The organism is Nonomuraea composti, assembly GCF_012034275.1.
GTDB classification, from domain to species: Bacteria; Actinomycetota; Actinomycetes; order Streptosporangiales; family Streptosporangiaceae; genus Nonomuraea; species Nonomuraea composti.
In genome coordinates, this window is the sequence record NZ_JAATEP010000155.1 from 1 (window position 1) to 848 (window position 848).

General features: G+C 69.5%; 2 protein-coding genes. Both read left to right on the plus strand.

Going from position 1 to position 848, the window contains the following annotated elements; genetic code table 11:
- Positions 1 to 67 precede the first annotated feature (67 nt).
- Positions 68 to 511, plus strand: a complete 444-nt coding sequence (locus HCN51_RS58780; RefSeq protein ID WP_206069130.1) for an IS5 family transposase — start codon at positions 68 to 70, stop codon at positions 509 to 511.
- The coding region (locus HCN51_RS58785; RefSeq protein ID WP_206069131.1) for a transposase at positions 508 to 848 on the plus strand (341 nt) is incomplete at its 3' end. The genes HCN51_RS58780 and HCN51_RS58785, both read left to right, overlap by 4 nt.

Sequence of the window (848 nt, forward strand, 5' to 3'; positions counted from 1 at the left end):
ATCGACAAAAGAAGAGGTCTCCGGTAGATGAGTCAACGACCAAGAAGACCATCTGCACGGAGACCTCGTGACCACCTTACCGGTGGCGGAGCGGGCTGATCTGACCGATGCGCAGTGGGCGGTGCTGGAGCCGCTGCTGCCCGTCGGCCGGAAGCCGGGGCGCCCGCCGATCTGGACGAAACGGCAGCTCATCAATGGGATCCGGTGGCGGGTGCGGGTGGGAGCGCCGTGGCGGGACGTGCCGGAGCGGTACGGATGCTGGCAGACCGTCTATGGGTTGTTCCGGCGCTGGCAGCGGGCCGGCATCTGGCAGCAGATCCTGACCGTCTTGCAGGCTCGGGCGGACGCGGCCGGGTTGATCACGTGGGAGGTGAGTGTGGACTCCACCGTGTGCCGGGCGCATCAGCACGCCGCCGGGGCGCGGAAAAGGGGGATCTGCAGGTCGAGTCGCCGGGCGGGGTGCGAGAGGAACCGGCCGATCACGGGCTGGGACGCTCACGTGGTGGCTTGAGCACCAAGCTGCACCTGGCAACCGAGCAGGGCCGCAGAGCATTGTCGATCGTGCTGACGGCCGGGCAGCGGGGTGACAGCCCGCAGTTCACGGCGGTCTTGGAGGGCATCCGGGTGCCACGCCTGGGCGGGGGCCGGCCCCGTACCCGGCCGGATCGGGTGCTGGCCGACAAGGCCTACAGCTCGCGCGGCAACCGCCGTTATCTGCGCAGGCGCGGCATCAAGGCCACCATCCCGATCAAGCTGGACCAAGCCGCTGCCCGGCGCAGGAAGGGGTCTCAGGGCGGTCGGCCACCGGCCTTCGACCCCGAGACCTACAAGCTGCGTCACGCCGTGGA